Raw genomic sequence first — 26,099 nt, 5'->3', positions numbered from 1 at the left:
AGTCCCGAGTCCCGAGTCCCGAATCCCGTTCCATGGCCTTACTCAGAGGCAAACAGCACCGCGCCCCGGTCATTGAGCAGCTCCAGGGCCTTGCCGCCGCCACGGGCGACGCAGGTCAGTGGGTCGTCGGCAACGATCACCGGCAGGCCGGTCTCCTCAGAGATCAACCGGTCGAGCTGGCGCAGCAGGGCACCGCCGCCGGTGAGCACTATGCCGCGCTCGGCCACGTCGGCACCCAGCTCCGGCGGGGTCTGCTCCAGGGCCTGCTTGACCGCGCTGACGATGCCGGCCAGGGGTTCCTGCAGGGCTTCGAGCACCTCGTTGCTGTTGATGGTGAAGCTGCGCGGCACGCCCTCGGCCAGATTGCGCCCGGTGACCTCGATCTCCTGCACCTCATTGGTGGGGAAGGCGGTGCCGATCTCGTTCTTGATCCGTTCGGCGGTGGGCGAGCCGATCATGGAGCCGAAGTTGCGTCGCACATAGTTGATGATGGCCTCATCGAAGCGGTCGCCACCGATGCGCACCGAGTTGGAATAGACCACGCCACTGAGCGACAGCACCGCCACCTCCGAGGTGCCGCCGCCGATGTCCAGCACCATGGAGCCACGCGGCTGTTCGATGGGCAGGCCGGCCCCCATGGCCGCAGCCATCGGCTCTTCGATCAGGAATACCTCACGGGCACCGGCACCGGCGGCGGATTCCTTGATGGCGCGGCGTTCCACCTGGGTGGAGCCGCAGGGGATGCAGATCAGCACCCGCGGGCTGGGGCGGATGATCTTGGTCTCATGTACCTTATGGATGAAGTACTGCAACATCTTCTCGGTGACGGTGAAGTCGGCGATCACGCCTTCCTTGAGTGGGCGGATGGCCTCGACGCCACGCGGGGTCTTGTCGAAGATGCTCTTGGCCTCGTGGCCCACGGCGATTACCGTCTTGTTGCCGTTCTTCTCGTGGCGGATGGCCACCACCGATGGCTCATTCAGGACAATGCCGCTCTGCCGGGTATAGACCAGGGTGTTGGCCGTGCCCAGATCGATGGAGAGGTCGTTGGAAAAGAGTCCGCGCAGGGCTTTCAGGAACATTCGTCGGTGGTCTCGATGTCGGGTTAACAGGCTGAACATTCGCCTTTGCAGGCAGATATGGACGGGCATTCTACCTGTTATCGGGCATGGGGCCTATAGAAGATGCTGGCCTGCTGTGATAATTTGCCGCCCTTGTTTGCACAGTACGGGTGGACCCATGTCCCTTAATCTGACCGATGTCGAAAAAATTGCCCATCTGGCGCGTATCGCCCTGACCCCGCAGGAGGCCGCCGAGCTGGGCGGTTCCCTGTCCGGCATCCTGGATTTTGTCGAGCAGATGGCGGCGGTGGACACCAGCGGCCTGAGCCCTATGGCCCACCCCCTGCACATGGCCCAGCGCCTGCGTGCCGACGTGGTAACCGAACAAAACCAGCGCGAGCGGTTCCAGTCCATAGCCCCGGCCACGCAAAACGGGCTCTATCTGGTGCCGAGGGTGATTGAGTAGTCGGCCGCCAACCGCCAACAGATTGCAGACCTAGAAGGGACGCAGAGGACGCAAAGAAGCGCAGAGAGCGCAGAGGGTTTTTCTGCTGACAGTTGCTAGGTGCCAGCCAGAAATGGCTTTTAACTCAGAGTATTGCAGGTACGGCGCAGATGGATACAGAGAGCTGTAACGGGAAGTACTCAACTCTTCTCCGCAGAGTGCAGACCTAAGAAGGGACGCAGAGGACGCAAAGAAGCGCAGAGAGCGCAGAGGGTTTTTCTGCTGACAGTTGTTAGGTGCCAGCCAGAAATGGCTTTTAACTCAGAGTATTGCAGGTACGGCGCAGATGGATACAGAGAGCTGTAACGGGAAGTACTCAACGCTTCTCCGCAGAGTGCAGACCTAAGAAGGGACGCAGAGGACGCAAAGAAGCGCAGAGAGCGCAGAGAGTTTTTCTGCTGACAGTTGTTAGGTGCCAGCCAGAAACGGCTTTTAACTCAGAGTATTGCAGGTACGGCGCAGATGGATACAGAGAGCTGTAACGGGAAGTACTCAACGCTTCTCCGCGTTCTTTGCGCTTCTTTGCGATCTCTGCGTCCTGAAATTTAGATATTTGTTTACGACTTTCAGTGGTTAGGACCTATGTACAACAAGACACTGGCCCAACAGGCCGAGGCCCTGCGCAAGGGCGAGATCTCCAGCGTCGAGCTGACTCGGCTGTATTTGGATCGCATCGAGCGCCTGGATGGCGGGCTCAATGCCTTCATCACGGTCGATGCCGAGGGTGCCCTGGCCCAGGCGGCGGCAGCGGACCAGCGCCTGGCCAGCGGTGATGCCCCGGCCCTGTGCGGCGTGCCCATTGCCCATAAGGACATCTTCTGCACCCAGGGCCTGCGCACCAGCTGCGCCTCGAAGATGCTGGATCGCTTTATCGCCCCCTACGATGCCACGGTGGTCAGCCGTCTGCATGATGCCGGGGTGGTGGTGCTGGGCAAGACCAACATGGACGAGTTCGCCATGGGTTCCTCCAACGAGACCAGCTGGTACGGCCCGGTGAAAAATCCCTGGGATACCGAGCGCGTGCCCGGCGGCTCCTCCGGTGGCTCGGCCGCAGCAGTAGCCGCCCGGCTTTGCGCCGCCGCCACCGGCACCGATACCGGCGGCTCCATCCGTCAGCCTGCCGCCCTGTGCGGTCTTACCGGCCTCAAACCCAGCTACGGCCGGGTGTCGCGCTACGGCATGATCGCCTTCGCCTCCAGCCTGGATCAGGCCGGCCCCATGACACGCTGTGCCGAGGACGCCGCCCTGCTGCTGCAGGCCATGGCCGGTTTCGACCCCAAGGACTCCACCTGCGCCGAGGAGCCGGTGCCGGACTACTGCGCCGGTCTCAACGATGATCTGCGCGGGCTGAAGATCGGCCTGCCGCGGGAGTTCTTCGCCGAGGGTCTGGACGCCGAGGTGGCCGCCTCCATCGAGCAGGCGGTGACCGAGTTCAAGCGACTGGGCGCTGAGCTGGTGGACATCCAGCTGCCGCACAACGCCCTGTCGGTGCCGGCCTACTATGTGGTGGCCCCGGCGGAGTGTTCCTCCAACCTGGCGCGGTTTGACGGCGTGCGCTTCGGCCACCGCTGCGAGAACCCCAAGGACCTGGAAGACCTCTACAAGCGCTCGCGCCAGGAGGGCTTTGGCACCGAGGTGAAGCGGCGCATCCTCATCGGCACCTATGCCCTGTCCGCTGGCTACTACGATGCCTACTACCTCAAGGCGCAGCAGATCCGCCAGCTCATCGCCAATGATTTTACCGAGGCCTTCAGGCAAGTGGATCTGATCCTGGCGCCGACCACCCCGGAGACTACCTTCAAGCTCGGCGAAAAGACCGACGACCCGGTGACCATGTACCTGTCGGACATCTACACCATAGCGGTCAATCTGGCGGGTCTGCCGGCGCTGTCCATCCCGGTAGCCCCGGTCAAGGGCCTGCCGGTAGGCATGCAGCTGATCGGTCGCTACTTCGGCGAGGCACGCCTGCTCAACGCCGCCCACCGTTACCAACAAGCCACCGACTGGCACCTGCAGGCGCCGTCGGGGATTTAAATCAGGACGCAGAGAACGCAGAGAAGCGCAGAGGACGCGGAGTTATTTAATATAAGGTCCGCAAATGAACACGGATTTCACAGAATTACCAAGATTTTTACTGTGAAACAGCCTTGGGTGTTGCCCATCCTGGGAGCTCCGAGCGCTGGCTCGGAGGTGTCAAGTGCTAGCCCGCACGGAGTGCAACCTGATCCGGGGTTGCTGCGGGGGCCTCCCCAGATTCCGCTGCGCTGCGTCCGGGCTACGGGAGATGGGATTTAAATCAGGACGCAAAGAAGCGCAGAGGACGCGGAGTTATTTAATATAAAGTCCGCAAATGAACGCTGATTGGATCTGGATGAGGGGCCGTGGAGCGGATGCTGCTGCCACCAGTATTGGCTGCCGCAAATAAACACTCTGCGTACTCCGCGCTTCTTTGCGTCCTCTGCGTCCATTGGCGTTCATTCGCGTTCATTTGCGGACTAATCAGACAATCAGAGACAAAACCTATGCAATGGGAAACCGTCATCGGGCTTGAGATTCATGCCCAGCTTGCCACTCGCTCGAAGATTTTCTCCGCTGCGGCCACGGCCTTTGGTGCCGAGCCCAACACCCAGGCCTGTGCCATTGATCTGGGTCTGCCCGGGGTGCTGCCGGTGCTCAACCAGGAGGCGGTGCGCATGGCGGTGCGTTTCGGTCTGGCGATTGATGCCGAGATCGGCCGCCGCTCGGTGTTTGCGCGCAAGAATTATTTCTACCCCGACCTGCCCAAGGGCTACCAGATCAGCCAGTACGAGCTGCCCATCGTCGGCAAGGGCCAGGTGGAGATCGTCCTCGATGACCAGGTCAAGGTCATAGGCGTGACCCGCGCCCATCTGGAAGAGGACGCCGGCAAGTCCCTGCACGAGGACAACTCCCTGGGCATGGGCGGCATGACCGGCATCGACCTCAACCGCGCCGGCACACCCCTGTTGGAGATCGTCTCCGAGCCTGACATGCGCTCGGCGCGCGAGGCGGTGGCCTATGCCAGGAAGATCCATCAGATCGTGCGCTACCTGGGCATCTGTGACGGCAACATGCAGGAGGGCTCCTTCCGCTGCGATGCCAACGTCTCGGTACGGCCCAAGGGTCAGGCTGAGTTCGGCACCCGCGCCGAGATCAAGAACCTCAACTCCTTCCGCTTCCTGGAACGGGCGATCAACTTCGAGGTGGAGCGGCAGATCGAGCTGATCGAATCCGGCGGCAGCGTGGTGCAGGAGACCCGCCTCTACGACCCGGCCAAGGACGAGACCCGCTCCATGCGCAGCAAGGAAGAGGCCAACGACTACCGCTACTTCCCCGACCCGGACCTGTTGCCGGTGGAACTGGACGAGGCCTTCATCGAGACCCTGCGTAGCGACCTGCCGGAGCTGCCCGATGCCAAGCGCCATCGCTTTGCCCAGGACTACGGCCTGAGCGAGGCCGATGCCGAGACCCTGGCCAGCAGCCGCGCCCTGGCGGACTACTTCGAGCGGGTGGCCCAGGTCTGTGGTGATGCCCGCCTGGCGGCCAACTGGGTTAATGGCGAGCTGGCGGCAGCGCTAAACAAGGAAGCCAAGGACATCAGCGCCAGCCCGGTCAGCGCCGAGGCCCTGGGCGGGTTGATCCAGCGCATTCTGGATAACACAATCTCCGGTAAGCTGGCCAAGCAGGTGTTCGAGGCGCTGTGGGCCGGGGCGGCCAGCGCCGATGCGGTGATCGAGGAGCAGGGGCTTAGGCAGATCACCGACAGCGGCGCCATCGAGGCGATTGTCGATCAGGTCATCGCAGCCAACCCCAAGCAGGTGGACAACTACCGTGCGGCGGATGAGTCCAAGCGGCCGAAGATGCTTGGCTTCTTTGTCGGTCAGGTGATGAAGCAAAGCCAGGGCAAGGCCAACCCGCAGCAGGTGAACCAGCTGTTGCAGGCCAAGCTGGGTTAGTCCTGCGGGGCGCATTACCCACCTGTCTCACCCCGATCGGCAAGTGGCTGGAATCGCGGTCAAGCCCGCTCCCACTGGCCAGCCCAAGAGCGTAGGAGCGGCCTTGGCCGCGAAGGGCGCTTAAAAAGTCAGAAGTTTGAAGGGTGAAGTTTGAAGTAATGAGCCCTTCGGGCGTTTTTTAGCATCGCGGGCAAGCCCGCTCCCACTGGGCCTGGCTGTCAGGTCGCGCAGCACGCTGCCATCCCAGGTCGGCCTGGACTACCCTGGCCGATTGTCTGAGGTTTGTGGCGGTTCCGGAAGAACATCTTGACTCCCGTGGAGTCACGGCTCAATCCTTACGCTTTGGGTCAGGCTGGATCAACTGTTCCAGCAGATCCAGGGCGGTGTCGAAGTTGTACACCTCGATGGCGCGATTGAGCTGGGTCCACTCCTCGCCCCGCCCGTGTTTGACCATCAGGGGCTTGATCTGCTCGACAAACTCCAGGGCGTAAAAATCGTCGTCCCGCAGCCGGTTGCGCAGCTCCCTGAGCAGGCCGCGCAGGGTTTCCTCCTGGACGGGCTTGAGTTCAGCGGGGGCTGCCTGCCCCTTGCTCGGTGCCAAGTTAAGCACCTTGCTTATACCCTTCAGCACCGGGTTAAGTTCATCCATGAGCACGTGCAGCAGCAGGCTGCAATCGTCTCCCTGGCGACAGGCGCGCTCCAGCTGGGCGGCGGTTTCACGCAGTTCCAGGGCACCTATGTTGGCGGCCACCCCCTTGAGTGAATGGGCTATGCGCTCGGCCTTGTGGTTGTCCAGGGTGGCCAGGGCGGTCTCAAATTCCTGCTCAAAGTCGCGCTGCTGCTGGTGAAACAGGCGCAGCAGCTTCAGATACAGCCTGTGGTCGCCGTTTGTCACCGCCAGGCCTGCGCTGGTGTCTATGCCGGGCAGGTCGGCGAAGGCCTCGGCCTGATCCGGGTCGGCCGCCTTGGCCGGGCCATTGTCCGGCCTGCGGCTGGGGCCGAGAAAGCTTTGCAGGCTGCGCTCCGAGAGGTGCTGGTACATGCCCAGCAGGGTGCGGATGATGTGTGACTGGGATCTGGCCATCTCCTGGTCGGCCTGGGCACGGGCCTGTTCCGGGGTCAGCCCCTGGCGCAGGGCCAGGTAGTATAGGGCCAGGTGCTGGTCACCATCGAGGATGTGGGAGATCAGCCACTGGAACAGGAAGCCGACCATGTCACGCACCTGCTCGGGCCTGGCCTTGCGCTGCTGCTGCATCTGTTCCAGCTTGTGGACAAAGTACTGGTGTTCCGCCTGGTGGGAGAGCAGTTCGGCATCGTCCGGGAATTGCGCCGCCCAGAGCTGTTCCTCGGTCTGGAAATGATACTGGGCGTAATCGCCGAGTTGATCGAAGATCTGATCCAGCCGGGTGGCGCTGGAGGGATTGGCCAGCTGCGCTGCCAGTTGGTTGAGTATGTCCAGCAGTACCCTGTGCTGCTCGTCGATGGAGTCGATGCCGGTGGCAAAGCTGGCGTGCCAGGGAAACAGGGTAAACGCTTGCCCGCCACGGGTTTCGCTACTGGCGGACCGCCCTTGCCAGCGAATAGTCTGTCTTCCTTGCGTTGGGGCCGGGTTCATGGACGCTCGGCTCAGGCGTTCAGGCTGAGGGAATGTTGTTGGCAGGCCTCCTGCCGGGTGCAACTCTCGGTGAGCGTCCTCAGGTTGGGCTCATCAAGGATAGTGATCTGTTTGTTGTTCACGGCGATCAGGTCGTTGCTGCTCAGTTGCTTGATGATGCGCGAGAAGGTCTCTGGCTTGACCGAGAGGCGCGAGGCCAGGGCGACCTTGGGCACATCCAGCTCGAATACCGCGCCCCGTTTGGAGTTTTGCGCCAGCAGGTAACCGGCCACGCGGCAGGCGGCATCGCTCAGGGTCAGGGCGTAGATCTCATGGACAAAATCGTACAGCCGGACGCTCATGTCTTGCAGCAGGGAGATGCAGGCCTCGTTGGATTGATGCAGCACGCGAAGAAAGTTGGCGTTGTCGATCTGGATCAGGCGACAGCCCCTCATCGCCTGCGCCGCTACCGGATAGTGGCAGTCCTGGATGAACATCATTGCCTCGCCGAAGATCTCCCCTGGATTGATGATCTCCAGGATCTTTTCATCCCCGCCAGGGGACAGCAATACCAGTTTGACCTGCCCTTCCTTGAGAAAGTAGAAATACGAGGCATCATCACCCTGGCTAAACAGGTACTGATTGCGCGCGACGCTTACCCAGCGGGCATCCTTGCAGGCCTGCTGCATCTGCTGCGGGGTGAAGGCACGGAACAGGAAGTGCTCCTGCAGGGAGTTCAGGATGTCCATTTTTGGATTCTTCTTATATTGTTGGCGGTCTTGCCGATGCCGCTGGGCTCTGTCTGCGCCTGCGTCCGTACAGGCGCGCTCATCAGCGTTCTCCCTTGCCGCGCAGGTAGGCGCTATACTGCTGATCGGTACCACGGATGTGCTTGATCAGCCAGTCCTTGAGGAACCGGGTCAGGCCTTCGATGGTGCTCTCCGGGTCCTTTTCATAGGCCTGCAAATAGCGCTCCACCTCGGCAATCATCTTTTCATGCTGCTGCTTGTGGGGCTCAAGATCGGCATAGCCGTGCTTTTCCATCAGCGCCTCTTCGCGCTCGAAGTGGTACTTGGTGTAGGCCACCAACTCTTCCAGGGACTGGCGCTCAAAGGCCTCGCCGGTGGGGTAGTAAACGGCATTTTGCAGGTTGTTGATCAGCCCCAGCAGGCGCTTGTGGTCGTCGTCTATGGCCTCTATGCCAACGCTCAGATCATCGCTCCAGGTGACAAAACGCTTTTCCGTCAAGCGCTGGTGCGCATAGGGCAGCGCCAGCAGCAGGACGATCATGATCCAGGGCACGGGGTTGCCGATGCCGTAGGTGAAGCCGAAGCCGATGACAATGAAGGCCAGGATGATGAACAGGGAAAGACCGAAGGTTTGCAGGCTCTTGCGCATGACGGTGATCCTCAATGGAACGGGTTTTATTACCGGATGATGGGGGCTTTATCCACCCCTGTCTGTGGCCCATGATAGCACGCCAGAGGCGCAAGCCCATGGCCTGAAAGGACTGCCGAAGGGGCTGCGGCGGCCAGCATACCTATTAATATGGAAGGCCAGGGGGCTTGTACAAGGACAGGCTCCGCCGGGCTGCCCCCCCTGCGACCCTGGCAAAAACGATAGTTCAGCATTTGTCCGTAAGTCTTGACCTTAATCAAGGTTATGCCGGGACGGTTATTGCGTAATTACCGCGCCAACAATACGCAATTTCGGAGGGTTATCCCAATGCTGAGGCAAGTTAAATCCCAAGCTGTACCCATGTTCAAGACCAGTCTCCTGTCTCTGGCCGTAGGCCTGGCCTTTGGCGCCACTGGCGTCAACGCCGCCGAGCCGAGCCTGAGCGAGGCAGATTTCGAAAAATCCAAGACCATCTACTTCCAGCACTGCGCCGGTTGTCATGGCACCCTGCGCAAGGGTGCCACCGGCAAGAGCCTGCTGCCGAAAGAGACCCAGAAGCTGGGTCAGGAACGTCTGGAAAAGATCATCAAGTTCGGCACCGAAGGCGGCATGAACAATTTCAGTGAAATCATGACCGATGCTGAAATCAAGGCCATGGCCACCTACATCCAGATGGAAGCACCGATTCCGCCTGAGATGTCCCTGGCGCAGATGAAGTCCCACACCAAGGTCCACGTGGATCCCAAAGACTACCCCACCAAGCCCCTGCATGGCCGCAACTGGAAGAACTTCTTCGTCGTTATCGAACGCGATGTGGGTAAGGTCGCCGTGGTTGACGGTGACACCAAGGAAGTGCTGGCGCACATCCCCACCGGTTATGCCGTACACGTGATCAAGGCCCTGGAGCACAACAAGGTGGTGCACCCGGAAAACCCCGATGATGTGGGCCGCTTCTGGTACACCCAGGGCCGTGACGGCAAGATGACCAAGATCGACCTCTGGCAGACGCCGGACAAGATGCTGGTTGCCGAAACCAAGGTCGCCTACGATGCCCGTGACGTTGCCGTATCCGGCGATGGCAAGTACATCATCGGTGGTGGTTACTGGCCGCCGCACTTCGTTATCGTCGATGCCAAGACCATGGACCCGCTCAAGGTGGTCTCCACCCGTGGCGTGAACGTGGACGGTGAGTACGTCAACGAATCCCGCGTCGCCGCCATCTACGACACCCCCCTGGCCTCTTCCTGGCTGGTCGCCATGAAGGAACTGGGCCAGATGTGGCAGGTGGACTACTCCGATATCGATAACCTGCGTATCGATAAGATGGATACCGCCAAGTTCCTGCATGACGGTTTCTTCGATCCCACTGGCCGTTACTTCCAGATCGCCGCCAACGCCTCCAACCAGATGGTGGTGGTGGACTCGGTTGAACGCAAGAAAGAGGCCATCATCGATACCGACAAGCTGCCCCATCCGGGCCCCGGTGCCAACTGGAACGACCCCAAGTGCGGTCCTGTGGCCGGCACCACCCACCTGGGCGTAGGCAAGGTCACCGTCTGGGGTAACGATCCCAAGGGTCATCCCGATCAGGCCTGGAAGGTCTGCTACGAGGTGGAAACCGACGGCCCCGGCCTGTTCATCCGCACCCATCCCAACAGCAAGTACTTCTGGGCCGACCAGACCAAGCATCCGGAGCCGGAAATCCAGCAATCGGTGCAGGTCATCGACAAGGAAACCCGCAAGATCGTCAAGACCATCCAGGTCACCGACAAGCCCGGATATGCTGCGGTCCATCAGGAGTTCAATGCCGATGGCACCGAGGTCTGGGTATCTGTCTGGAACATGAAGGACTCCAAGGAGCCCAATGGCGAAATGGTCATCTATGACGCCAACACCCTGGAAGAAAAGGGCCGCGTCAAGGGCCTGTATGCACCTACCGGCAAGTTCAACGTGACCATCCGTTCCGAGCACGTGACCTAGCCACAAACCTCCTGATGTCATAATCGGGAATCGATGGCGGGCATGGAGCAATACTTCATGCCCGCCATTTTTTGTCTTTTGTACCCGGAATCTTATCCCTGCTGGAGTTGAATGATGCCGCATCAATCCCTTATCAAAGGCCTTTTGGCGCGCAAGGTTGTGTTTGGCGCAACCCTGGGCAGCGCCGTTATCTTCATGATCATCGGCGTGATCCTCTGGGGGGGATTCAACTGGGGCATGGAGGCAACCAATACCGAACCCTTCTGTATCAGCTGTCACGAGATGAAGGACAACGTCTATAACGAATACGTTGGCACCATCCACGATGCCAACCGCAGTGGCGTCAAGGCCACCTGCCCGGATTGCCATGTGCCGCGCCCCTGGCTGCACAAAATGAAACGCAAGATCCAGGCCAGCAACGAGGTGTTGCACAAGATTTTGGGGACGGTGGACACCCCGGAGAAGTTCGACGCCCACCGTCTCACCATGGCCCGCCGCGTCTGGAAGGCCATGAAGGACTCCGATTCACGGGAATGCCGCAACTGCCACGACTGGGACACCATGGACCCGTCCAAGCAGCAGCCGCGTGCGCGCAATCAGCATAAATTCGCCATGGAGAACGGCAATACCTGTATCGACTGCCACAAGGGCATAGCCCACAGCCCGGCCCACACCCAGATCTCGGAAGAGGAACTGAACGAATGGGCCAAGCCCGTAGCGGCCTACAAGACCGAGCTGCCAGAACCCTTCAAGGAAGGCCTGGCCCGGGCCGAGGCGGCCGAAGCCAAGGCGGCGGAAGAGGCCCAGGAAGAGGCCAAAAAGGAGCGGGAAAAGCGCAAGGCCGAGATCAGCGCACAAAAACAGCGCATCCAGGATGCCGTGGAAAAGGCCCTGACCGCCGAGCGTGCCCGCCTGGGCGCGGGCGGGGATGCCGCCGCGCAACCCCAGGCAGCGGTGGAGGCCGCCCGTGGCTTCGGCGTGGCCTGGGATCAGGTACCCGAGCGCATGATCCCCCTGTTCTACCCCGGTCAGACCTCCATGGAGTGGACCCTGGTGGGCAAATACCACGGCGGTGCCCGGCCGTTCAAGATGGGCGACCGCTGCACCACCTGCCACGAAAAGGAAACCGCCGACATGGGGGCCAAGATGGTCAGTGGCGACAAGGCCGAGACCACCCCCATCCCCGGTAAGCGCCCTGGCATCCCGGTAACGGTGCAGGCCGCCCATGATGGCGACAACCTCTACCTGCGCTTCCAGTGGGAAGAAGGCGAGCATGTGGCCATTCCCTTCGTCGATGGCGGCAAGATGGACCCGGAAAACGCCGTCAAACTGGCCCTGATGCTGTCTACCGACGAGGTCAAGTACGCCGGTCAGTCGGGTTGCTGGGGCACCTGCCACCACGACCTGCGCAACATGCCCGAACACCCGGAAGACCCCTCGGCGGTAGCCGGGCAGCTGGATGTGAGCCAAGGCATCACCAAGTACATCGCCGCCTCGCGCACCGAGATCGAGGAAAAGGGCCGTCGCGGTGCCGTGCTCGGCGGCTGGGACAAGCTCAAGGACCAGGCCGAGATCGAGGCCGCCCTGGCCAGCGGTCAGTTCATGGACCTGCTGCGTTGGAACAGCAGCGGCACGGTGGAAAACGGCCATGTACTGGAACAGCGGGTGATGGACGACAAGGGCCCGCTGGAGGCCCAGGGCTGGCTGGAAGGCGGCTACTGGACGGTGGAGATCAAGCGCCCGCTGGCCGCCAGCACCGCCGGCGATCTGCCCCTGGAGGCGGGCAAGCTGTATAACTTCGGCTTCGCCATCCACGATGACTTCAGCGACTCACGCTTCCACCACGTCTCCCTTGGCTACCGCCTGGGGCTGGACAACCCGGAGGCCGATGTCAATGTGGTCAAGGCAGAGGTCAGCGCCCCGGCAGCGGCACCCGTCCAGGCTGCCGCCAGTGCCGCCGCCGCAGCGGCCACTCCGGAGGTCGGAGCCGCCGTGGATGAAGGCATCGACTGGGACAAGGTGGACGAACGTCTGGTCACCCTGTTCTACCCCGGCCAGACCTCCATGGAATGGACCCTGGTGGGCAAGTACCACGGCGGTTCCCGACCGTTCATGATGGGCGACCGCTGCACCACCTGTCACGATAAGGAAACCGCTGACATGGGGGCCAAGATGGTCGGCGGCGACAAGGCCGAGACCTCGCCCATCCCCGGCAAGCGCCCGGGCATACCGGTTTCGGTACAGGCCACCCATGACAAGGAAAACCTCTACCTGCGCTTCCAGTGGGAAGAGGGCGAGCATGTGGCCGTGCCCTTCGTCGATGGTGGCAAGATGGACCCGGAAAACCCGGTCAAGCTGGCCCTGATGCTGTCCACCGATGAGGTCCAATACGCCGGTCAGGCCGGCTGCTGGGGCACCTGCCACCACGATCTGCGCCACATGCCGGAGCACCCGGAAGACCCCTCGGCGGTGGCCGGGCAGCTGGATGTAAGCCAGGGCATCACCAAGTACATCGCCGCCTCGCGCACCGAGATCGAGGAAAAGGGCCGACGCGGTGCCGTGCTCGGCGGCTGGGACAAGCTCAAGGACCAGGCCGAGATCGAGGCCGCCCTGGCCAGCGGTCAGTTCATGGACCTGCTGCGCTGGAACAGCAGCGGCGCGGTGGAAAACGGCCACGTCCTGGAACAAAGGGTAATGAACGACAAGGGCCCGGTGTCTGCCCACGGCACCCTGGAGGGCGGTTACTGGACGCTGGTGATCAAACGCCCGTTGGCCGCCGACAATCCCGGCGATCTGCCCCTGGAGGCAGGCAAGCTGTATAACTTCGGCTTCGCCATCCACGATGACTTCAGCGATTCACGCTTCCACCACGTCTCCCTCGGCTATCGTCTGGGTCTGGACAACCCCGAGGCGGAGATCAATGTCATTGCTCAGTAGTTTGCCAGACGCCCATGGAACGGGCGGGACAAGGGACGATGAAGCGCTTTGCAGGCCCTATTGGGGCTCGGGACTTGGGATAAGGTTGCGGTCAGGCTGGTGTCGCGTGAAACTCGGACGCCAGCCCCCCAAGCCGCTGCAGGTCGGACTGATCTGGCTGGCTGCCAGCCTGGCCTGGGGTACGGCCCTGGCCAATGGGCCGGACTCAGTGGCGGAGCAGACTTCTCAACTACCCGACAGCCTGGCCCAGTGGTACAGGCCGAACAACAAGCGTCAGGTCTGGCTGCACAGCATGTTCGCCCTCAGGCGAGAGCTACAGGCGGTGAGTGAATACAGCCAGGGCGGTGAATGGGTCCTGGCCAGCAAATGGGGAGAACGTCTGGCCGAGCACTATCTTTCCCTGGCCGAGATGGTGCCCGAGTGGCGGGACGAACTGGACCTGGCCAATCTGAAGCGGATGCGGCAGGCCCTGGCCGAACAGGATTCCAGTGAGCTGCGCCCGGCCTTGCGTCGCTTGGGGCAGAGCTGTCAGGGCTGTCACGGTGACTACCGCGCCCTGGCCGCCGCCCGCTATCGCGCCGCCGACTTTCACGGCCTGGAGATCATCCCGGCCGAGGGCGAGGCCATCGCCTTTAAGGACCTGATGGGCCAGCTCAGCCTGGAAGTGAACCGCATCAAAATCGCCAGTGAAGACGCCCGTTGGCCCGCCGCCCAACAGGCCCTGGGGCAGCTGCGCGGTCGGCTGCAACTGCTCGAAGGGGCATGCAGCAACTGCCACGGCAAGGACCCGGTTCCGGTCGAGCGTATCCTCGGCCAGGCCAGCCAGGAGGCCCTTGGTGAACTGGATCAGGCCTTGCGCCAGCAGGATGCAAAAAACAGCGGCCGCCACCTGGGGCAGGCCTCGGTGATGATCTGCGCCCGCTGCCACGGGGTTCACCGCAGCCTGTACGACCTCAACCGCCTGCTGTTTTGAACCCGCCGCTTTGCTCCATCCGGGCCACACCCGGCAGGCGGCTTCGGCAGTCACAACTTTTTTAGGATAACTGGAGAAATGAGCCATGCCTTATCGCACTCTCAATCTTGTTCTTGTCACCGCCCTTGCCCTGCTGCTCAGCGGCCCAGGCCTTGCTGCCGACCCTGAACGCCTGATACGCAAGGCCAACCGCTACCTGGCCCCCCTGCCGGCGGCCATGCCGGGGGCCGAGAACGACACCCCGGAGCGCATCGCCCTGGGGGAAAAGCTCTATCACGACACCCGCCTATCCATCAACAACGCCCAATCCTGCGCCTCCTGCCACCCGGTCAGGGATGGCCGCGCCGGGGTGGACAATCTGCCTACCTCGCCCGGTGCCGAGGGCCAGCTGGGAGACCGCAACAGCCCGACGGTGCTCAATGCCGGTTGGCAGTCCAGTCAATTCTGGGACGGCCGCGCCAAGGACCTGGCCGACCAGGCCGGTCAGCCCATACTCAACCCGGTAGAAATGGCCATGCCCAACGAGCAGGCCGTGGTGGACAAGCTGCGCCAGACCCCGGACTACCCGGCCGAGTTTGCCCAGGCCTTCCCGGATGCCGCCGAGCCGATCAGCTACGCCAACCTGAGCGAGGCCCTGGCCGCCTTCGAGCGCACCCTGCGCAGCGAGTCCCGCTTTGACGACTACCTCAAGGGCGACACCAGCGCCCTCAGCGAGCAGGAACAGCGCGGCCTGGATGCCTTCATGAGCCACAACTGCATACGCTGTCACGATGGCCCCCTGCTCGGCGGCGGCCTTTATGAGCGTCTCGGCGGGGCCGGGCATGGTGATTTCCCCAGCACAGACCCCGGCCGCTTCGCCGTCACCGGCAAGGAGGAGGACAGACAGGTATTCAAGGTGCCCCAGTTGCGCAACATCGCCCTGACCGGCCCCTGGTTTCACAACGGCTCGATCAACACCCTGGAAGAGGCGATACGCCTCATGGCCCAGCTGCAACTGGGCACGGAACTCAAGCCAGAAGAGATCGCCGACATCAGCGCCTTTCTGCGCAGCCTCAATGGCAAGGGCCTAGCGGAATAGCCGGGGTGATACGCCGTCAACGGGCTCACCGCTGAAGGCTGAACAAGAGGTCAAGATAATGAAAAACCGAATATTGTTGGGCCTGATCCTGCTCACCAGCGGCCCCCTGCTGGCAGAGGACTCCGCCGAGGCCCTGGTCAACTATCAGCCGGAGCTGGACACCGAGGTGGCAGAGATGATCCGCCAGGCCGATCCGGCCCAGGGCCAGCGGCTGTTCCTGCGCAAATGCAGCTCCTGCCACGATACCGCCAAGGGCATAGGGCACGGCAAGGGCCCCAACCTGTGGGGCCTGCTCAACCGTCCGGCCGGTCGGGCCCAGGGCTTTGCCTATTCCGAGGCCCTGCAACAGGCCAACTTCAACTGGACCTATGCTAATCTCAACTACTACCTCACCCGCACCGACCGCGCCATACCCGGCGTGGCGATGAACTTTCGTGGCATCAAAAAGGACAGCCAGCGCGCCCGGCTCATCGCCTACCTACGCACCCGCCACGACAACCCTCCCCCGCTACCCTGATCCGAGGCCGAGGCTAAGGACTCAGGCCATCAGGTCAACTTAGCGAGAAGGTCCTCGCTTCGACTTCGCTCAGCGAACGGCCTGAGCAGGCAGCGCAACACCTTTACACCTCTGCTATCTCCGCGCTGCCTTGCGTACTCTGCATCCTTCTTCCTGATTACCCCTGTATCTCAGCCATTATCTCGGCTTGGCTGGCCGTGCACGTCCCGGGCTGGGAGGCCGACTTTGCCGTGCGGCATAGGGTGGGCCGCGCCCGCCGCCAAGCCACGGCAATGGAGCCTGCCCCTAGTGGTTGCCCGGCGGGCACGGCCCCCTATTCGATTGGCTGAGCATTGTGGGTAACCAGGCCCCCCTTTGATTCCGGCTGTGCCGAGTCAGAGGAATCAGGATGCAACCCAGCTGCCATCGGCCTGGCGGCAGGCGGTGCCGCGAATCACCTCTTTGCGGCCATCGATATAGGCGCGGGTGGTATATTCACGGCAGGCGCGGCCGCCTTGGTTATAGGTACGGGTCGGGGTGACCTGGTAGCGGTGACCGGTGTCCGGGTTGGTCCAACTGCTGGTCTCATCGGTACGGGCGCGCTCCAGGGCGCGCTGGGTCTTGAGGCGGTCGGTATCGTCCATGTTCTGGCCGATGGCCCCGCCGATGGCCGAACCGGCAATGGCCCCCAGGGCGGTCATGGCGACACGGCCGCTGCCGTGGCCGAATTGGTTGCCCAGGGCGGCACCGGCGATTCCGCCGACTACATTGCCGGTTTCCCGTTGGCTGCAACCGCCCAACAGGGCGAGGCTGAGCAGGGCGATGACGAGGATACTGAGGGTGCGGGGCTTGTTGCGAATGGTCATGAAATGGGCTCCTTGGCCGATATCAGGGAAAGGGCGCGAACGCCGTAGCGGGCTATCTTATCAACCGAACTCGGCAGGGCGAAATCCAACATCCAAGGGCATTGAGACCCCATGGCATTCGTCTCAGCGAAACGGCGTTGCCCACATTCGGCTTTTTGGTACGCCGGTTGCATTGTTTTTCTGAGAAAAGGGTTTAATCTTTATACGGGATCAAATGAAAAATCAACAGTCCATCCTGCTGGAATGTTCATTTTTCAACAGATTGATTTTCCCGATTACCCCTGTATCGAGGTGGGTCTCCTTCTTTGTAAAGGAGGGTTGAGGTTGGCCTCCCCCGTTGCACAAGGGGGATTGAGGGGGATTCCGGCGCTGGTAGCTACGCGGCTGCTGAAGAAATCCCCCCTGCCCCCCTTTGGTAAAGGGGGAGAAGTTGGCCTCCCCCTTTGCAAAAAAGGGGGGGGATTTGAGTAGCCCCCTTTGTAGGGGGGGAGAGTTTGACCCTCCCCTTGGAAATGAAAGTTGGCGAGTTACTCATCAGATTGATCTTTCTCCCTGTGCCCTGTGGCCAGATGCCCAGTTAGGCTCAATATGCATGAAAAGCACTCGAGGTATGTCTTTGTGAGGATTATCGCCGGCCTGCTGCTCTACGCGCTCGTGCTTGGCCCCCTGCTGGCCGAGCCGCAGAGACAATTGGACGTGCGCGTGTTGATCGACGTCTCCGGCAGCATGAAGAAGAACGACCCGCAGAATCTGCGCCAGCCGGCCCTGCGCCTGCTGGCCGGGCTGCTGCCCGATGGCATCATGGCCGGGGTCTGGACCTTCGACCGGGATGTCAGCGTCATCGCCCCCCTACAGCCGGTGAATGAGACTTGGCGGCAGCAGGCCATTTCCGGTAGTCAGAACATCCACTCCTCCGGTCAGTTCACCCATATCGAAGGGGGCCTGCGGGTGGCCGTGGGCGACTGGTATCAGCCCGATCCGAGCAAGGACCGCCACCTCATCCTGCTCACCGATGGCATGGTCGATGTCTCCCATGACCCGGCCGACAGCCTGGCCTCGCGTGAACGCATCTTTGGCGAGATCCTCGGCGACCTCAAGGCCGCCGGGGCCAAGGTACATAGCATTGCCCTATCGCACCAGGCCGATCTCAAGCTGTTGCAGATCCTGTCCCGGGAGACGGCCGGCCTGAACGAATCCATAGGCAATGCCGATCGCATGCAGCGCGTCTTCATGCGCCTGTTTCAGCAGGCCGGCAAGCCCGATACCCTGCCCCTGAGGGATAACCGTTTTCTGGTGGATGCCGGTATCCGCGAGGCCACGGTAATCCTGTTCACCGGCCCCCGCGCCGATGAAACCCGCCTGCTCGACCCCGCCCAGCGTGAATTCAGCGCCCGCGCCCTGCCCAGCAACATCCGCTGGCACAGCGACCAGGGCTATGAGCTGATCACCATCAAGTCCCCGGAGCCTGGGGAGTGGCAGCTGGTGGCGGACATGGACCCGGACAACCGGGTCATGGTGGTCACCGACCTGAAGATGCACCTGAATGATCTGCCGGTGGTGTGTCTGGCCGAGCAGCGGCCGGAGATTCGGGTGCACTTCAGCAACAAGGGTGAAAAATTGACGGATGAGGATTTCGTCAAAATCGTGACGGTCAGCGGTGAGATCATGGGCGGCCCAGGGGCCAACCGCTTCCAGCTCAGGCCTGCCGACACCCCAGGCGACTTTGTGCTGGACGCGCCCCTGCCCAATCAGCCTGGTCGCTATCAGCTGGTCATTAGCGGCCAGGGCGAGACCTTCAGCCGGGAACTGCGGCATCAGTTCGAGGTACGCCCGGCCCTGAGCCTAAGTCGCCAGGATGAGGCCGAGCAGGTACGGGTATTGCTTGAGATTGCCCCGGAGACCCTGAGCGATGTGCGCATCCGTGCCCAGCTCAACACCCCGGAAGGGGAGCTGCCGCAGATGGTGCTGCCGGTGCAGATCAACCGCTACGAGGTGGAGGTCTCCACCCTCGGCTTCAGCGGTCAGGGCAGTCTGCACCTGAGGGTGGAGGGCAATCACAGGGGCCAGCCTGTGGTGCTGCGCCCAGACCCCCTGCCCATCAGCGGCAGCAAGCCGGACCTGCCGGCAGTGCCAGCAGAAACGGAGGCCGCCCCGCCACCCTCCCCTGAGCCCAAGGCCGAGCCCAAGGCCGAGCCCAAGGCAAAGCCCGAACCCGCCCCGGAGGAGGCCGAACCGGAGCAGATGGGCGAGGACCTGGGCCTGATGGGCTGGCTGCTGTTCGCTGGAGCCAACCTGTTGCTCTTGCTGCTGGCCGGCGGCGGCTGGTGGCTCTGGCGCAAACGCAAGCAGCGGCTAGCGGCGCAAATGAACGAACTGGAAGACGACGATGCAGATGCAGATACAGATGAATAACCGGGGGATACAGGCACCATGATGCAGGTATCCAGCGTGCTCTTCTGGGGCATGGCCGAGGCGCTTTTGCTGTTTTTCGTGCTGCTGTTGGGGTTGCTCGGGATACTCTACTATCGCCACGCCCGCGACCAGAAGGCCGGCCGGGCGCTGGTGGCCCAGATCAAGCAATCCGCCGCCCAGCGCAGCACCGAGATCGAGCGCCTGTTGAGCGAGACCTACGGCTACCAGGGCGAACAACTGGAGCAGCACAGCAAGCGTATCCGCAAGGCAGAGATGAGTCTGTACCGGAATTTGCTGACCCTCTATCTGAACCGGGATGCGGCAAAGCTACCCAGCCTGCCCGAACTGCTGCAACAGGCCCTGGCCCCCTATCAGGACCTTGCCCCCAGCGGCTCGGCAGCCAGCAACGAACCCAAGGCCGATGCCGCCGATATAGAGATCCTGCGCCAGGAAAACAAGGAACTCAGTGACGAGATGCGCATCACCATGGACACCCTGGGCCGGGTGCTCAGCGAATATGCCTCGGTATTCTCCGAAGACGACATCGACTCCAGCGAGCACTTAGAGCCCAGCGCGGCCACCAAGGCCGCGCCTCCCTCAGACAGCGACGCCGACCCGGAGGCTGCCACAGAAGAGGCAGAGGAGGTCTCCGACACCGAGCTGGAGGATCTGTTTGACGAGCACGAAAAGCCCGTTACCGAACAGGTCAAGGCCGCAGCCGAACCGGAGCCGGAGATCGACCTGGACCAGGATGATCTGGATGCCCTGCTGGATCAGGCCAAGGACGAGATGCAGGCCACCCCGGAGGAACCGCCAACCAGTCAATCAGACGCCGAAGAGGAGGATTTCGATCTGGACTCCCTGTTCGACGAGGCGGCAAGCCAGGTCGAGGCCGCCGAACCCGAACCCGAGCCCGAACCCGAGGTCGATCTCACTCAGGATGATCTCGATGCCCTGTTCGATCAGGCCTCTACCGAGAGCCAGGCCCCGGCCAAGGCCGATCAACCAGAAGCCGCGCAGACCAACCTGGACCAGGACGACCTGGATGCCCTGCTGGAACAATCCGCCAGCGAGGCCTCAGTGCATACCGACGAGGACAGCATCAACCTGGACGACGACGGATTTGGCCAGGATGACCTCAACGGCCTGATCGACGAGGCCCTGCTGGAGGCCGGACTGGAGCCCGATGAGATCAACAACAAGGCAAAACAGCGGACAGAAGACTGAGGACAGGGGACAGAGGACGGAGGGTTGAGGGCGCTGTGCGCCTTTCAACTCACTGTCGCGAAGCGACTCAAAGACCTGTCCTCTGCCCTCCGTCTTCTGTCTTCTGTCTTCTGTTCAGCAGCTCTGATCGGCAAACAGCCGATTGCGACCGCGGCGCTTGGCCTGATAGAGGGCCTGGTCGGCGCGTTCAAGGAAATCCAGCAGCTCCTCGCCAGGCTTGTACACCGCCAGGCCGATGGAGATGGTTATCGGCCCCAGGGGCTGTTTGGTATCGGCGCGCAGCAGCTTGGCGCTGGAGATCTCAAACAGAATCTGCTGACCCACCCGCCGGGCACCCTCCTTGGGGGTATCGTCCAACAGCACGGCAAATTCCTCGCCGCCATAGCGGGCGGCAATATCCCGGCCCTTGATACACTTGCGGATGGTCTCGGCAACGAACTTGATCACCCGGTCGCCGACCAGATGGCCGTGGGTATCGTTGACCGCCTTGAAGTGGTCAATATCCAGCATCAGCAGGCAGAGGCGGCCCCGGCGGATCACGTCGTCCTGGCGCAGGGAGTCCTGCAGGGCCTCAAGAAAGGCGCTGCGGTTGAACAGATTGGTCATCAGGTCCGTGCGGGCGCGGGTACGCTCCTGATTCAGCTCCTTTTGCAGGTTTTCCACCTCCTGGGTCTTGGCCATGATGTGCTGCTGCAACACCTTGGTGATCTCCTGCATGCGGCCGGTCTCGACGATCAGGGAACCGAGCAGCTGCTGCACATCGGACAGGCCCAGGTTGCCCTGGATGGAATGGCTGAACTGGTTGAGATTGCCGCCAAAGTCATCGGTTTCCCGATCGGCGGTGACCAGGGTGCTGTTGACGTCCTCCATCAATACCTGAAGATTGCCGCGTATCCCCTCGATGCGGTCGATGTTGCAGTCCGCGCCATATTTCTTGAACAGCTCCCGATTGATCTGAGCCGTAAACTCGGCCTCCCGACCAATCAGATCATCGATTTCCATGCGCAACTGGGCATTGTCACCGGCCACATACTGATACCAAACGCCGTAGTTGTCCGGCGTGGCGGGGATACGATATTTGGACATCAGGGGCAGGGCCTGGCGCAGCAGCTCCGCGTTACGATCGTAATTATTATCCTGGGCCATCAAGGGTTTCTCTAAGCAGGCTGGGTCTATACCAAATTTTATCCCGGTAGATTACACAATAACGCCGGTTTTTGCCCGTTTTAGGGCTCGGGACTCGGGAATTGCCCGGGATGTCACCGTACCGACCTAGTCCTTGCAGGCCAGGGAGACGGTATAGCTGCGACCCTGCTTGAGCTTGCTGTAGTTGCCGAACACCTCCTTGAAGCTGCGCTTGATGAACTCGCGCAGACCGTTGATGGTGACCACATAAAAGCGGCCACCCGGCTCCAGCCGGGCCAGGGCCTCATAGAAGTAAAGGTAATATTGCTCCTTGCCGGTCTTGGCCGGCAGATTGGAGACGATGCGCCCGAAGCGCCTCCCGTCCAGCTGATCAAAGCCGTTACTCAGCAGCACCTCGACGTTATCCAGGCGGTTCAGGCGGGCGTTCTTGCGGCTGTATTCCACCGCGACAAAGTCCTTGTCCAGCAGGCAGTGATGGCCCTGCGGGGCCAGCCTGGCCAGGGTCAGACCCAGCGGGCCATAGCCACAACCCAGATCGGCGCTGTCCTGGTCCGACGCGATCTCGATATGATCCAACAGCAGGCGGCTGCCCTCGTCGATCTGCTTGGGCGAAAACAGCCCCCAGGTGGTATGAAAACGCAGAGGCTGGCCACGCAGGCTGGTCTCGATCAGCAGGTCCTGACGCAGGCCCTCCAGCCACTGGAGCTTGTCTTCATCAAGGTTATCGGGCAACAGGTTCATGGGATTGGCCTGAAAAAAGGGGGGAAGTGAAACAGCCTTGGGTATTGTCCATCATCCTGGGAACTGCGAGCGCTGGCTCGGAGAGGTAAAGTCCGGGCCACTGGGTCTGTAAGGCAGAGTCATTCCTCAACTCGCTATCTTCTGTCCTCTGTCTTCTGTCCTCTGTCCTCTGACCCGCAGACCGGACACTGCGGGTCAGGCCGCAGGCGCAGGCTGCGCCAGTCACCGCGCAGGCCATCGTAGATCAGCAAACGGTTGCTCAGGGACTCGCCACAGCCGCCGAGCAGCTTGAGCGCCTCCATCGCCTGCAGACTGCCGATGATCCCCACCAGGGGGGCGGCCACGCCGGTCGTGCTGCAGGTCTGTTCGTCCTCGCCGGCCTCGGTGTAGAGGCAGCGGTAGCAGGCATCACCGGGCTGGCCGCCAAACACCGCCACCTGGCCCTCCCAGCGCACTGCGGCACCACTGACCAGGGGGACACCAGCCCGACGGCAGGCCTGATTAAGGGCAAAGCGGGTGGCAAAGTTGTCACTGCAATCCAGCGCCAGGTCCACCTCGGCCAGCAGGGCGGGCAGATGCTCCGCGTCCAGGCGTTGGCCCAGGCTGCGGGTCTGACAGTCGGGATTGAGACGAGCGATGGCCGCCGCCGCCGATGCCACCTTGGTCTGGCCGATATCGGCGCTGCCGTGGGCGATCTGGCGTTGCAGATTGGACAGCTCCACCCGGTCGGGATCGGCCAGGACAAGCCGCCCTACCCCGGCGGCGGCCAGGTACAGGGCCACCGGCGAGCCCAGCCCGCCCAGACCCAGAATCAGCACCCGGCTATGCAGCAGGCGCCGCTGACCGGCAAGGTCCAGCTCAGGCAGCAGGATTTGCCGACTGTAGCGCAATAGCTGCTCGTCGTTCATGCCTTCAGTCAGCCGCTGAAGCACAGATTTTGCCGCAGTGCCCAGCCCAAAGCCCGGTCATCGATAGTGCCGCCAAACGTCCGAGCGCTCGTCGCGACAGGCGTGGTTGAGGCGTTGATAGCGTTCGATGAAGACCTTGCGCGTGGCCTGGGGGTCGGCGGCATGGCCCTGGTTCTCCCGCTGGATCTCCTCGGTGTAGTAATAAAGGGCGCGCTTGAGGCGCACCAGCAGGTCGCCGGCCAGATGGAAGCCCACCTCCACCAGCAGCTCCTCCACCTCTTTCAGGCTGATCAGATGCAGCTCGTAGTCCACCTCCAGCAGGTGGGGGCCGCACGCGTTCAGATGCAGGATGCCGGGGGTTTCATCCAGCACCAGGGCGGCGGTGTGCGCCGGATTCTGATCCGGGTGCAGCTTGCAGAAAGGGATCTCCCGTCGTTTGAGGTTGTCGCTGGCGCTGGTCATGGGCCTAGCCTAACGCAAAAGCCGGTTTGGGCAAACGGCCATTTTTGCCCCGTCCCAGGCTGACCCGTTGCTGGCCTGCCAGGTCGTTCTCGCTGCGCACCGCTTCGAGCCCGGCCTGGCGCAACAGTTGGCGCACACAGGCCCCCTGGGCAAAGCCGTGCTCCAGCAGCAGCCAGCCGCCGGGGCGCAGATGGGCCGGGGCGCAGGCGCTGATAAGGCGCAGATCATCCAGGCCATCCGCCCCCGAGACCAGTGCCTGGATTGGCTCGGCGGGCAGGTCACCCTGTTGCAGGTGGGGGTCATCGCTGGCGATGTAGGGTGGGTTGGAGAGGATCAGATCAAACCGCTCTCCCGGATTGAAGGCCCGACACCAGTCACCCTGGCGGGTCTGCACATGGCCAAGCCCCAGCCGCTGAAGATTGGCCCGGGCGATGCCGAGCGCCGCGTCGCTGCGCTCCACCGCCAGAACCTGACAATCGGGCCGCTCACTGGCGATGGCGGCGGCGATGGCACCGCTGCCGGTGCCCAGATCGGCGATACGTAGCGGGCCCTGGGTTGGGGCCTGCTCGGCGATCAGCTCCGGTATCAGTCCCAGGGCCAACTCCACCAGCAATTCGGTATCGGCACGGGGGATCAGCACCCCAGGGCCGACCTCCAGCTCCAGGGACCAGAACTCGCGCCGACCGGTGATATAGGCCAGGGGCTCGCCAGCGCGACGGCGCTGGATCAGCCCGGCGAAGGCCCGCTGCTGCACGGCATCCAGGGCCCGCTCGGGCCAGGCCAGCAGGTGGCTGCGGGAGCGGCCCAGCAGATGGGCCAGCAACACCTCAGCTTCCAGCGCCGGATTGTCCAGCCCGGCCAGCTCGGCCCGAGCCCAGGTCAGGGCGGTGCGATAGTTGCGCATTTATGCAGAGAAAGTCCGCCAACACATAGAAGAAAAAGGCTGATAACCCAAGATCCCAGGATGACCGGCGGCGGCAATGCTGCTCACAGTCACGCCTAGGAGCCTGTCGGGTTTAGGTGTCCGTAGCGAGCAAGGTGGGAGAACGAGAACAAATTTTCACGATTTTGAGGCGCTGAGTTTCCCTACGCAACGAAAAATCGGGGCCAATGTTCAAAACAATTCTGGGCCGTTCTTCCCACCGGCGCAGTAGGAGCATCCTAAATCCGACAGGCTCCTAGAGTCGTTTCCTCAAACCGCTGTCCTCTGTCCTCTATCATCTGTCCTCTGCCAGCGCCGCCAGCTGATCGGCCTGATATTCGTGTGTCAGCGGATCGATAACGGGGTCCAAAACACCTTCCATGAACTCGTCGAGCTTGTACAGGGTCAGGTTGATGCGGTGGTCGGTGAGGCGGTTCTGCGGGAAGTTGTAGGTGCGGATGCGCTCGGAGCGGTCGCCGCTGCCTACCTGTAGCCGCCTTGAGCTGGCCTGCTCGTCGGCCTGTTGCGCCTGGGCCCCGGACAGCAGCTTGGCGGTGAGCAGGGACAGGGCGCGGGACTTGTTTTTGTGCTGCGAGCGCTCGTCCTGGCATTCGACCACTATGCCGCTGGGCAGATGGGTGATGCGCACCGCCGAATCCGTGGTGTTGACGTGCTGGCCGCCGGCCCCGGAGCTGCGGTAGGTGTCGATGCGCAGGTCGTTGGGGTTGATGTCGATGTGGTCTATGGCCTCGGCCTCGGGCAGGATCGCCAGGGTGCAGGCGGAGGTATGGATGCGGCCCTGGGATTCGGTATCCGGCACCCGCTGCACCCGGTGGGTGCCGGACTCGAACTTGAGGCGGGAGAACACGTCCTGACCGCTGATACGGCAGATGATCTCCTTGTAGCCACCCTGCTCGCCCTCGCTCATGCTGATCGGCTCCACCTGCCAGCGGCGCGCCTCGGCGTAGCGGCTGTACATGCGGTAGAGGTCACCGGCAAACAGGGCGGCCTCGGCACCCCCGGTACCGGCGCGTATCTCCAGGAAGATATTACGGTGATCGTTGGGGTCGGCGGGCAGCAGCAGTTTCTGCAGCTGCGGGCTGAGCTGGGCCAGGCGCTGCTCGGTCTGCTCGATCTCCTCGGCGGCCAGATCGGCCATCTCCGGGTCCTTGAGCATCTCTTGCGCACCCAGCAGATCCTGCTCCAACTGGCGATAGTTACGGTAGCAATTGACCACCGGCTCCAGCTGGGCATATTCCTGGCTGAGTTCGCGGAACCGGTTCTGATCCCCCTGCACCGAGGGCTCCGCCAGCAGGGCGGTGATCTCTTCCAACCGTTCGCTGATCTGTTCGAGTTTACTGAGGAGTGAAGGTTTCATCGGGTTGACTGTCAGGAGGATCGCAAAGGACGCTAAGGTAA

At 62.3% G+C, this 26,099-nt stretch carries 21 protein-coding genes; 10 read left to right on the top strand and 11 right to left on the bottom strand.

Features of this window, described 5'->3' with window-relative positions; translation table 11 throughout:
* Positions 1-38: 38 nt before the first annotated feature.
* A complete protein-coding gene (locus D5125_08675; GenBank protein QFY89554.1) occupies positions 39-1,082 on the bottom strand; it encodes a rod shape-determining protein in 1,044 nt (347 codons plus the stop codon).
* A 157-nt stretch (positions 1,083-1,239) separates the two neighbouring features.
* Between D5125_08675 and gatC the strand changes: the two genes are divergently transcribed.
* From gatC to gatB, 3 genes are all read left to right on the top strand, one after another.
* Positions 1,240-1,527 (top strand): Asp-tRNA(Asn)/Glu-tRNA(Gln) amidotransferase subunit GatC, encoded by a 288-nt coding sequence (gene gatC / locus D5125_08670; protein ID QFY89553.1) that lies wholly within the window; start codon positions 1,240-1,242, stop codon positions 1,525-1,527.
* A 621-nt stretch (positions 1,528-2,148) separates the two neighbouring features.
* Positions 2,149-3,600 carry an Asp-tRNA(Asn)/Glu-tRNA(Gln) amidotransferase subunit GatA gene (gene gatA / locus D5125_08665; GenBank protein ID QFY89552.1) on the top strand — a complete coding sequence of 484 codons (1,452 nt, stop codon included), beginning with the start codon at positions 2,149-2,151 and terminating at the stop codon, positions 3,598-3,600.
* Positions 3,601-4,088: 488 nt separating this feature from the next.
* Complete coding sequence (gatB, locus tag D5125_08660) at positions 4,089-5,540, top strand: Asp-tRNA(Asn)/Glu-tRNA(Gln) amidotransferase subunit GatB (GenBank protein ID QFY89551.1); 1,452 nt, start codon at positions 4,089-4,091, stop codon at positions 5,538-5,540.
* A 328-nt stretch (positions 5,541-5,868) separates the two neighbouring features.
* Here the strand turns inward: gatB and D5125_08655 are convergent, their stop codons facing one another.
* The 3 genes from D5125_08655 to D5125_08645 all read right to left on the bottom strand — a co-directional run bounded on the left by D5125_08655 (position 5,869) and on the right by D5125_08645 (position 8,532).
* On the bottom strand, positions 5,869-7,155 hold the full coding sequence (locus tag D5125_08655; GenBank protein ID QFY89550.1) for a bacteriohemerythrin: 1,287 nt from the start codon (positions 7,153-7,155) through the stop codon (positions 5,869-5,871).
* Between the two features lie 11 nt (positions 7,156-7,166).
* Entirely contained in the window at positions 7,167-7,883 is a 717-nt protein-coding gene (locus D5125_08650; protein ID QFY89549.1) for a Crp/Fnr family transcriptional regulator, read from the bottom strand.
* Positions 7,884-7,965: 82 nt separating this feature from the next.
* Entirely contained in the window at positions 7,966-8,532 is a 567-nt protein-coding gene (locus D5125_08645) for a hemerythrin family protein (protein ID QFY89548.1), read from the bottom strand.
* A gap of 360 nt (positions 8,533-8,892) precedes the next feature.
* On the opposite strand from D5125_08645, the gene D5125_08640 reads away from it, so the two are divergent.
* From D5125_08640 to D5125_08620, 5 genes are all read left to right on the top strand, one after another.
* Positions 8,893-10,512: a c-type cytochrome gene (locus D5125_08640; GenBank protein QFY89547.1), complete on the top strand. Its 1,620-nt coding sequence runs from the start codon at positions 8,893-8,895 to the stop codon at positions 10,510-10,512.
* Between the two features lie 114 nt (positions 10,513-10,626).
* Entirely contained in the window at positions 10,627-13,449 is a 2,823-nt protein-coding gene (locus tag D5125_08635) for a NapC/NirT family cytochrome c (protein QFY91103.1), read from the top strand.
* Positions 13,450-13,555: 106 nt separating this feature from the next.
* Positions 13,556-14,422, top strand: a complete 867-nt coding sequence (locus D5125_08630; protein ID QFY89546.2) for a cytochrome c — start codon at positions 13,556-13,558, stop codon at positions 14,420-14,422.
* A gap of 85 nt (positions 14,423-14,507) precedes the next feature.
* Complete coding sequence (locus D5125_08625) at positions 14,508-15,500, top strand: c-type cytochrome (GenBank protein QFY89545.1); 993 nt, start codon at positions 14,508-14,510, stop codon at positions 15,498-15,500.
* Between the two features lie 58 nt (positions 15,501-15,558).
* Positions 15,559-16,017, top strand: a complete 459-nt coding sequence (locus D5125_08620) for a c-type cytochrome (protein QFY89544.1) — start codon at positions 15,559-15,561, stop codon at positions 16,015-16,017.
* Positions 16,018-16,400: 383 nt separating this feature from the next.
* Here D5125_08620 and D5125_08615 read toward each other — a convergent pair whose 3' ends face one another.
* Positions 16,401-16,862: a glycine zipper 2TM domain-containing protein gene (locus D5125_08615; GenBank protein ID QFY89543.1), complete on the bottom strand. Its 462-nt coding sequence runs from the start codon at positions 16,860-16,862 to the stop codon at positions 16,401-16,403.
* Between the two features lie 618 nt (positions 16,863-17,480).
* Here D5125_08615 and D5125_08610 point away from each other — a divergent pair.
* Both D5125_08610 and D5125_08605 read left to right on the top strand, forming a co-directional pair.
* Positions 17,481-19,274, top strand: a complete 1,794-nt coding sequence (locus D5125_08610) for a VWA domain-containing protein (protein ID QFY89542.2) — start codon at positions 17,481-17,483, stop codon at positions 19,272-19,274.
* Positions 19,275-19,292: 18 nt separating this feature from the next.
* A complete protein-coding gene (locus tag D5125_08605) occupies positions 19,293-20,501 on the top strand; it encodes a hypothetical protein (protein ID QFY89541.1) in 1,209 nt (402 codons plus the stop codon).
* Positions 20,502-20,615: 114 nt separating this feature from the next.
* Here D5125_08605 and D5125_08600 read toward each other — a convergent pair whose 3' ends face one another.
* From D5125_08600 to prfA, 6 genes are all read right to left on the bottom strand, one after another.
* Positions 20,616-21,647, bottom strand: a complete 1,032-nt coding sequence (locus D5125_08600; protein ID QFY89540.1) for a GGDEF domain-containing protein — start codon at positions 21,645-21,647, stop codon at positions 20,616-20,618.
* 126 nt (positions 21,648-21,773) lie between these two features.
* Entirely contained in the window at positions 21,774-22,388 is a 615-nt protein-coding gene (locus D5125_08595) for a methyltransferase (protein QFY89539.1), read from the bottom strand.
* Between the two features lie 134 nt (positions 22,389-22,522).
* Positions 22,523-23,296 carry a molybdopterin-synthase adenylyltransferase MoeB gene (gene moeB / locus D5125_08590; protein ID QFY89538.1) on the bottom strand — a complete coding sequence of 258 codons (774 nt, stop codon included), beginning with the start codon at positions 23,294-23,296 and terminating at the stop codon, positions 22,523-22,525.
* Between the two features lie 57 nt (positions 23,297-23,353).
* A complete protein-coding gene (locus tag D5125_08585) occupies positions 23,354-23,758 on the bottom strand; it encodes a hypothetical protein (GenBank protein QFY89537.1) in 405 nt (134 codons plus the stop codon).
* A 4-nt stretch (positions 23,759-23,762) separates the two neighbouring features.
* Positions 23,763-24,662 (bottom strand): peptide chain release factor N(5)-glutamine methyltransferase, encoded by a 900-nt coding sequence (prmC, locus tag D5125_08580; protein ID QFY89536.1) that lies wholly within the window; start codon positions 24,660-24,662, stop codon positions 23,763-23,765.
* A gap of 313 nt (positions 24,663-24,975) precedes the next feature.
* A complete protein-coding gene (gene prfA, locus D5125_08575; GenBank protein ID QFY89535.1) occupies positions 24,976-26,058 on the bottom strand; it encodes a peptide chain release factor 1 in 1,083 nt (360 codons plus the stop codon).
* Between the last annotated feature and the right edge of the window lie 41 nt (positions 26,059-26,099).

The organism is gamma proteobacterium SS-5, assembly GCA_009497875.2.
Classification (GTDB): domain Bacteria; phylum Pseudomonadota; class Gammaproteobacteria; order Chromatiales; family Chromatiaceae; genus Magnetovirga; species Magnetovirga frankeli.
Note: the sequence above shows the minus strand (reverse complement) of the source record. Positions and strands in the feature narration are given on the sequence as shown.

Excerpts from the sequence above, each read along its gene's own strand:
- D5125_08675 (QFY89554.1), bottom strand. The coding sequence starts at position 1,082 with ATGTTCCTGAAAGCCCTGCGCGGACTCTTTTCCAACGACCTCTCCATC.
- gatC (QFY89553.1), top strand. The coding sequence starts at position 1,240 with ATGTCCCTTAATCTGACCGATGTCGAAAAAATTGCCCATCTGGCGCGT.
- gatA (QFY89552.1), top strand. The coding sequence starts at position 2,149 with ATGTACAACAAGACACTGGCCCAACAGGCCGAGGCCCTGCGCAAGGGC.
- gatB (QFY89551.1), top strand. The coding sequence starts at position 4,089 with ATGCAATGGGAAACCGTCATCGGGCTTGAGATTCATGCCCAGCTTGCC.
- D5125_08655 (QFY89550.1), bottom strand. The coding sequence starts at position 7,155 with ATGAACCCGGCCCCAACGCAAGGAAGACAGACTATTCGCTGGCAAGGG.
- D5125_08650 (QFY89549.1), bottom strand. The coding sequence starts at position 7,883 with ATGGACATCCTGAACTCCCTGCAGGAGCACTTCCTGTTCCGTGCCTTC.
- D5125_08645 (QFY89548.1), bottom strand. The coding sequence starts at position 8,532 with ATGCGCAAGAGCCTGCAAACCTTCGGTCTTTCCCTGTTCATCATCCTG.
- D5125_08640 (QFY89547.1), top strand. The coding sequence starts at position 8,893 with ATGTTCAAGACCAGTCTCCTGTCTCTGGCCGTAGGCCTGGCCTTTGGC.
- D5125_08635 (QFY91103.1), top strand. The coding sequence starts at position 10,627 with ATGCCGCATCAATCCCTTATCAAAGGCCTTTTGGCGCGCAAGGTTGTG.
- D5125_08625 (QFY89545.1), top strand. The coding sequence starts at position 14,508 with ATGCCTTATCGCACTCTCAATCTTGTTCTTGTCACCGCCCTTGCCCTG.
- D5125_08620 (QFY89544.1), top strand. The coding sequence starts at position 15,559 with ATGAAAAACCGAATATTGTTGGGCCTGATCCTGCTCACCAGCGGCCCC.
- D5125_08615 (QFY89543.1), bottom strand. The coding sequence starts at position 16,862 with ATGACCATTCGCAACAAGCCCCGCACCCTCAGTATCCTCGTCATCGCC.
- D5125_08605 (QFY89541.1), top strand. The coding sequence starts at position 19,293 with ATGATGCAGGTATCCAGCGTGCTCTTCTGGGGCATGGCCGAGGCGCTT.
- D5125_08600 (QFY89540.1), bottom strand. The coding sequence starts at position 21,647 with ATGGCCCAGGATAATAATTACGATCGTAACGCGGAGCTGCTGCGCCAG.
- D5125_08595 (QFY89539.1), bottom strand. The coding sequence starts at position 22,388 with ATGAACCTGTTGCCCGATAACCTTGATGAAGACAAGCTCCAGTGGCTG.
- moeB (QFY89538.1), bottom strand. The coding sequence starts at position 23,296 with ATGAACGACGAGCAGCTATTGCGCTACAGTCGGCAAATCCTGCTGCCT.
- D5125_08585 (QFY89537.1), bottom strand. The coding sequence starts at position 23,758 with ATGACCAGCGCCAGCGACAACCTCAAACGACGGGAGATCCCTTTCTGC.
- prmC (QFY89536.1), bottom strand. The coding sequence starts at position 24,662 with ATGCGCAACTATCGCACCGCCCTGACCTGGGCTCGGGCCGAGCTGGCC.
- prfA (QFY89535.1), bottom strand. The coding sequence starts at position 26,058 with ATGAAACCTTCACTCCTCAGTAAACTCGAACAGATCAGCGAACGGTTG.